The sequence below is a fragment of the Nonomuraea sp. ATR24 genome, from assembly GCF_041950485.1.
GTDB classification, from domain to species: domain Bacteria; phylum Actinomycetota; class Actinomycetes; order Streptosporangiales; family Streptosporangiaceae; genus Nonomuraea; species Nonomuraea ceibae.
Genome location: NZ_JBGNUU010000002.1, coordinates 796,986 through 803,460, shown reverse-complemented (window position 1 = coordinate 803,460; position 6,475 = coordinate 796,986). Strand labels below are relative to the sequence as shown.

At 72.2% G+C, this 6,475-nt stretch carries 6 protein-coding genes; 5 read left to right on the top strand and 1 reads right to left on the bottom strand.

The window, feature by feature from the left end:
• The first annotated feature begins 833 nt into the window (after positions 1–833).
• Positions 834–1,838, top strand: a complete 1,005-nt coding sequence (locus ACBI99_RS07655) for a hypothetical protein (protein WP_357592948.1) — start codon at positions 834–836, stop codon at positions 1,836–1,838.
• 73 nt (positions 1,839–1,911) lie between these two features.
• Positions 1,912–2,898 carry a LuxR C-terminal-related transcriptional regulator gene (locus tag ACBI99_RS07650; protein WP_219508749.1) on the top strand — a complete coding sequence of 329 codons (987 nt, stop codon included), beginning with the start codon at positions 1,912–1,914 and terminating at the stop codon, positions 2,896–2,898.
• A 144-nt stretch (positions 2,899–3,042) separates the two neighbouring features.
• On the opposite strand, the gene ACBI99_RS07645 is transcribed toward ACBI99_RS07650, so the two are convergent.
• Complete coding sequence (locus tag ACBI99_RS07645) at positions 3,043–3,354, bottom strand: hypothetical protein (protein WP_219508748.1); 312 nt, start codon at positions 3,352–3,354, stop codon at positions 3,043–3,045.
• Between the two features lie 301 nt (positions 3,355–3,655).
• On the opposite strand from ACBI99_RS07645, the gene ACBI99_RS07640 reads away from it, so the two are divergent.
• From ACBI99_RS07640 to ACBI99_RS07630, 3 genes are all read left to right on the top strand, one after another.
• On the top strand, positions 3,656–5,197 hold the full coding sequence (locus ACBI99_RS07640) for an acyl-CoA carboxylase subunit beta (protein WP_375071967.1): 1,542 nt from the start codon (positions 3,656–3,658) through the stop codon (positions 5,195–5,197).
• Between the two features lie 203 nt (positions 5,198–5,400).
• A complete protein-coding gene (locus tag ACBI99_RS07635) occupies positions 5,401–5,694 on the top strand; it encodes a hypothetical protein (RefSeq protein ID WP_219508747.1) in 294 nt (97 codons plus the stop codon).
• Complete coding sequence (locus ACBI99_RS07630) at positions 5,691–6,461, top strand: 4'-phosphopantetheinyl transferase superfamily protein (protein WP_219508746.1); 771 nt, start codon at positions 5,691–5,693, stop codon at positions 6,459–6,461. The genes ACBI99_RS07635 and ACBI99_RS07630 overlap by 4 nt, the downstream gene beginning before the upstream one ends.
• Positions 6,462–6,475 lie beyond the last annotated feature (14 nt).

The window sequence follows — 6,475 nt, the reverse complement described above, 5'->3', positions numbered from 1 at the left end:
CCCCCCACCCCGGGGCGAATGGCGGCCCGGGGCCTCCACCCCGCCCCGGGCCTCCATACGCCCCGCGCCAGGCGACCGAGATCCAGCCGGGATCTCGCCCGCCCGTCCTCCCGGGCGCCCGGCCGCTGGTGGGTGCCCTGCCCGGCGACCGGATGAGCCCCCAGCCCAGGCGCCCCCGCGCCCGCCCGTACCTCCCACCCCGGCGAGGGCAGGCGGGGAATTCACCCGCCCGCCCCCGTACGGTCGCTGGCGGGTGCGCTGTCCGGTGACCGGGCGAGTCCCGGCCCAGGCGCGCCCGTGCCCAGCCGCGGCCGCACCCGGGGCAGCCGCGCCGCCGCAACGGCCGGCCCGGTCGCGTGCCGCCGACCACTGCGACGGTCCGCCCTGCCGCCCGGCCCGCCAGCGCGCCCGCTCGGGCATTCGGCTGGGCAAGTGAGGGGCGGGGTGCGGAGAGGGGGACTCGGCCGCCTGGGTGCGTCGTCCACCCACCCGCCCCCTCACACCGCCAGCCGCCGCCCGCCAGCCGCTACGCCGGGCAACCCCGGGCATCGCGCCGCTAGGTTGCCAGGGTTCGGGGTGGGGGTGGGGGTTTGGGGGGCTTCTTGCCGATTGCTGGATGGGCCCCGGGGCGTTGACGGTCGGGCCGGGCCGCGACTGTACTGGGCATGAGCCGGTGTCCGGAGGATCGCCCCGATGCCGGCCGGTGGGGAAGCTCGGCCCGCGGTCCGCCCATCGCCGGACCCCCTCCGTATCCGCCGGCACGAGGCGGCCGCGGTGCCGGAGGCCCCACGCCGGGGCTGCCCCGGCATGGGACTGAGTGCGGAGGAGACACGATGGCACCCACGCCCGCGGGTTCGCGTCCGGCGTCAGCGGTGCCAGGGGTGGTGGCGGAGGTGGCCGACTGCCTCGGAGGCGCCGTGCATCTGGCGTACGCGCAGGTCTCCGGCCTGGACGTGGTCGTCGCCGGTTTCTCCCGTTACGAGGAGCGCACCAGGTCGCGGGCCGTCGCGCGCGCGGGCGCCCTGGACGAGCTGCGCCGGATGCCGTACGGGAGCGAGGCCGGCAGGGGCAGGGAGTTGCGGCTGGCGGACTTCATGGCCGGGGCGCCGGAGCCGGTGGGGGCGGCGGTGGCCGGGACGGGCCTGGTGAGCGGGAACCGCTACCGGGTGCCGGCGGAGGTCGTGTGGCTGGGGGAGCGCGAGACGCGGGTGGAGCCGGTCATGAGCGGCGTGGTGGACCTCGGTGTCTCCGAGGCGATCGCCGAGGTCGTGGCGCACGACGTCGTGGCGCGCTGGTGGGCCGCTCCGGGCGAGCAGCAGTTGCTGCGCGTCTCGGCGCAGCTGGACCGGCTGCTGCCGGGCGGGGTGATGGCAGCGGCGCGGGGGCTGGGGTTGCGGGTGTCGGCGTTCGCGCTGGCGGCGCCGGACGTGCGGGCCGCGCTGGTGATGGTCGGCGGTGAGGGCGCCACGCTGGGCGTCGCGGCGGGCCGTACGGTGCGGAGCGCGGTGGGGGAGGCGTTCCTGCGGGCGATGGCGGCCAAGGCGCAGCCGTGGGCGGGGCTCTCGCCGGCGGATTCGCTGCGCCGGTTCGCGGTCTGGAACCATGAGGCGGACTACGCCGCGCATCTGGAGCGCCTGGCGGTCGACGCCGAGCCGTGGCTGGTGGACGAGCCGGGGGATCTGCGGCCGTCGAGCTGGCCGGAGATCGCCGCCCGCAGGTTCGGGCAGGAGCCCGTGGCCGTCGAGTCACGCAGGGCGGAGGCGGTCGTGAAGGTCGTGTGCCCGGGGGCCGCGTGTTACGGCGCCGCTCCCGCGAGGCTGCCCTGTCCCGTGCCGTAGGGGCCGGTTCCGCACGGCGCAAGAGAATCGGCGCCGGCCGAATGCCGATAATCGCATGTATAGGGAGGCGGCCATGGACCTCACAGTCATCGGTATCACTCCCGAACTGGAGGAGATCTACCGCTACTTCCTTCGGCATCGGGGCGAGGGCGTCGGATCGTTGCCGGAGAGCCTGTCCATGGATCCCGACACGGTCGAGGCGGCCGTGGAGCGGCTGGGTCAGCTGCACATGCTGGACCTGACCGACCGGCACCGGGTCGTGGCCACGGAGCCGCGTGTCGCGATCGAGCGGCTGGTGGAGAAGCGGCTGGACGAGCTGAACGCGGAGATCCGCCGGGTGTTCGCCGCCCGTGACGCCATCGCCGGCTTCCTGGAGGACATGCAGGAGGGCGAGCGCACCGGTGCGGCGCTGGACATCGAGCGGGTGGAGAACGGCGCGCGGGTCCGGCAGCGGCTGGACGATCTCGCGTTCTTCTCCTACAAGGAGACGCTCTGCCTGCACCCGGGCGGCCCGTTCACCAAGGTGATGATCGACTCGGCGCTGCCGCTGGACACGCGGAGCCTGCGCCGGGGCCTGTCGATCAAGGAGATCTTCCACCCGTCGGCGCTGGAGGACCCGCACATGGTGTCGTACCTGCGCGAGCTGATCAGTCTCGGCGGCGAGGTGCGCATCACCGAGCAGCCGATGGACCGCATGCTCATGTACGACCGCAGTGTCGCGGTGGTCCCGATCGACCCGAAACAGAACTCCAAGGGCGCGCTGCTCGTACGGGAGCCGGGCCTGGTGTCGCAGCTCGTCATCTATTTCGAGGGCCTGTGGAACTCGGCGGTGGACCTGCGCACCTACATCGACCCGCCGGAGGAGGAGCCGATGCTGACGGAGATGGAGCAGCGGGTCCTGGAGGTGATGGCCACGGCGGACAAGGACGAGATCGCGGCCCGGGAGCTCGACGTGTCGGTGCGCACCTACCGGCGCTACGTCGCGGACCTGATGGCCCGGCTGGGCGCGGTGAACCGTTTCCAGGCGGCGCTGCGCGCCAAGGAGGAGAACTGGATCTGAATCCGCCTCTTCTTTTCGCGTGCCTCACGGGCACAGCGTGAACCCCGCGGCCGGTGGCCGCGGGGTTCTTTTGTGAATTCTCGTGGTTCATCTCTCCTTTCCGGATGTTCAAAGTGTGCGGAACAATCGGGGGGCCTTTCCGGGTCAGGCGCTCGGCCAGGTGTTGGGGTCGGGGGTGGGGGTGGTCGGGGGCACCGGCCAGGTGTTGCCGGGGTCGTCGGCGGCGACCGGGGCGGGCCAGGTGTTGCCGGGGCCGTCCGTGGGGGTGGGCGTGGGGGCTGGGACGGGCCAGGTGTTGCCCGGGTCGTCGTCGGCGACGGCCACGGTCCCGTTCAGGGTGCTCAGCGACTCAAGGGCGGCGGAGCCGGCGGTCAAGGTGGCCCCCGCGGCGACGATCACGATGGCCCACTTCGCAATGTTGTCGGTAACCGTCTTGAAAATCGTCGTCTCAGCCATCACTCTGCCTCTTTCTTATTTAGTGTTTTGTGTTTTTCGTGTTTCCCTTTCGCACTTCCAACTTTGCGCTGCGGCAAGCCCCGGAACCAGGCTTCCGGCGGGCAGCAAGCTGCACGCGGGTTTCCGCTTCCTGCCACGCGCCGGGGCTCCCCGCACTGCAGGAGGTGACAGGAAACGGCCACTGACCATTGACTGGAGGCACTGACGAGGGAGGGAAATCATGAGCATCTCGGAACTCGACATCGCCGCGATGCCGTCCGTGGAGGCCCTTGACGAGGCGGTTCAGGCGCCGCCCCCGTCCATGAACCGGTTGCGCGAGGAGCATGGGCGCCTGCGTGAGGAGGTCGCGGAGGGCCGCCCGCAGGCGGTGGCCCGGCAGCGTTCGCTGGGCAAGCGGACCGCCCGTGAGCGGCTGGAGCTGCTGCTCGACGAGGGGTCCTTTCTCGAACTGGACATGTTGCGCCGGCATCGCGCGCAGGGTCTCGGCATGGAACGGCAGCGCCCGCACACGGACGGGGTGATCGCCGGCTCCGGCACGATCGACGGCCGCCGGGTCTTCGTCTACGCGCAGGACTTCACCGTGTTCGGCGGCTCGCTGGGCGAGGCGCACGCGTTGAAGATCCAGAAGGTGATGGACCTGGCGCTGTCCACCGGCTCCCCGTTCATCGGCCTGAACGACAGCGGCGGCGCCAGGATCCAGGAAGGCGTGATGTCGCTCAACGGCTATGGCGGCATCTTCCAGCGGAACGTCGCGGCGTCGGGCGTCATCCCGCAGATCAACGTCATCCTCGGCCCGTGCGCGGGCGGCGCGGCCTACTCGGCGGCGCTGGCGGACTTCACGTTCATGGTCCGGGACACGGCGCAGCTCTACCTGACGGGCCCGGACGTGGTGGAGGCGGTCACGGGCGAGCGAGTCTCGCACGCGCAGCTCGGTGGCGCGCCGGTGCACGCGACCCGCTCGGGCCTGGCCGCGTTCGTGCACGACGACGAGGAGAGCTGCCTGGCCGAGGTGCGCCACCTGGTGTCGATGCTGCCGAGCAACAACATGAGCCGCCCGCCGTCGCTGCCCTCGCGCGGCGCGTCCGACGACGTGCGGCCCCGCCTGGCGGAGATCGTGCCCGTCGAGCCGAACAAGCCGTACGACATGCGGCGGGTGCTGGCGGAGGTGGTGGACGACGGCGACTTCCTGGAGGTGCACCGCGCCTGGGCGCCGAACGTGATCTGCGCGTTCGCCAGGATCGACGGCGAGGTGGTGGGCGTCGTCGGCAACCAGCCGATGGTGCTCGCGGGCGTGCTGGACGTGAACGCCTCGCAGAAGGCGGCGCGCTTCGTCCGGCTGTGCGACGCCTTCGGCATCCCGCTGGTGACGCTCGTGGACGTGCCCGGCTTCCTGCCGGGCACCGACCAGGAGCACGCCGGCGCCATCCGGCACGGCGCCAAGCTCCTGTACGCCTACTGCGAGGCGACGGTGCCGCGCGTCCAGGTCATCATCAGGAAGGCGTACGGCGGCGCGTACATCGTGATGGACTCCCGCTCCATCGGCACGGACCTGTCACTGGCGTGGCCCACCAACGAGATCGCGGTGATGGGCGCGGAGGGCGCGGTGAACGTCATCTACCGCAAGGAGCTGGCCGGCGCGAGCGATCCGGGCATGCTGCGCGCGGACCTGGTGGCCCGCTACAGGAGCGAGCTCGTGCATCCCACGTACGCGGCCGAGCGCGGGCTGGTCGACGACGTGATCGACCCCGTGGACACGCGGGCGGCCGTGGCGCGCGGGCTGGCCATGCTGCGCGACAAGCGCAAGCATCCGACGCCGCGCAAGCACGGGAACGTGCCCCTGTAGATGCCCCCTGGAGAGGCGAGGGGAGCCCCGCAGGCCGCCGCCTGCGGGGCTTTCACGTGTCCGGGGCCCCGTTGACAGCATGCGGCTGCCCACCTGCAGCTTCCTGACTCCGCGAGCCCTGGCCCGGTTGTCGCGCCTGTCCCACAGTGGGAAGTGCGAGAACGAAGGACCATCGCCAGGAGGAGGACGGAGACCCAGGAATCATGCTGATCCAGCTGACGATGCGCAAGGTCGACGGGCTTCCCGTCCCCGGCTCGCCGGTCGACGGGATCCGGATCATGGCGCTGCTGCCGAGCCGCTGGCACAAGGACCTCACGCAGGCCACCGGGGACATCGTCATCCGCGTGCGTCCCGACGAGCCCACGACGAGCGCCCAGGTGCGGGACGTGGTCGCCGAGGTCCTCACCAATCCCGAGATCGACCACTGGGAGCTGGTGACCTGCCGGACGCTGCTCACGAGGAACCCCGAAGAGGACGCCGAAGGAGGATACCGATGATCGCTTCCCTGCTGGCCCCCGGAGAATGCCGTGTCTGGTGGGCCACTCCCGGACACCGGAGCGTGGAGACGCTGTCCGCGGTGCTCAGCGAACCCGAGCTGGAGCGGGCCGCCAGGTTCCGCCGCGACCCCGACCGCCGCCGTTTCCTGACCGGGGCCTGGCTGCTGCGCAACGCGGCGGCCACCCAGCTCGGGGTGCGCCCGGAGGACGTGGTGGTCGACCGGAGCTGCGCGGACTGCGCCAGGCACCACGGCAAGCCGTACATCAGGATGTCGGGCCGCCGGCTGCACGTGTCGGTCTCCCACTCGGGCGACCGGGTGGCGGTGGCGCTGACGGGCGTGGGAGCGCTGGGCGTGGACGTCGAGGCGGTGCCTTCGGAGCCCGTGGACGACCTGGCCCGGTGCGCCCTGACCCCGCACGAGTTGAAGGCCCTGGACGCGCTGCCGCCGGATGAGCGTTATGAGGCGTTCGCCAGGGTGTGGACGCGCAAGGAGGCGGCGCTCAAGGCCACCGGGCACGGCCTGCGCGTCTCCCCGGGCAAGCTTGAGGTCACCGGCCCCGAGGAGCCGCCCGAGCTGCTGAGCTGGCCGCTGGAGATCCCGCCGCGTGACATCAGGTTCGTCGACCTGGACCCGGGTGACGGGTACGTGGCGGTGGTGGCGCTGATCGCCGGCGATCAGCGCGTGCACGTCGTGCAGTCCCTGGTGGCCGGTCAGCCGGTGGCCGCCCCGCCGCCCGCCCGTGAGCGCGTGCTGGTCGCCGCCTGAGCGGTGGACACCGT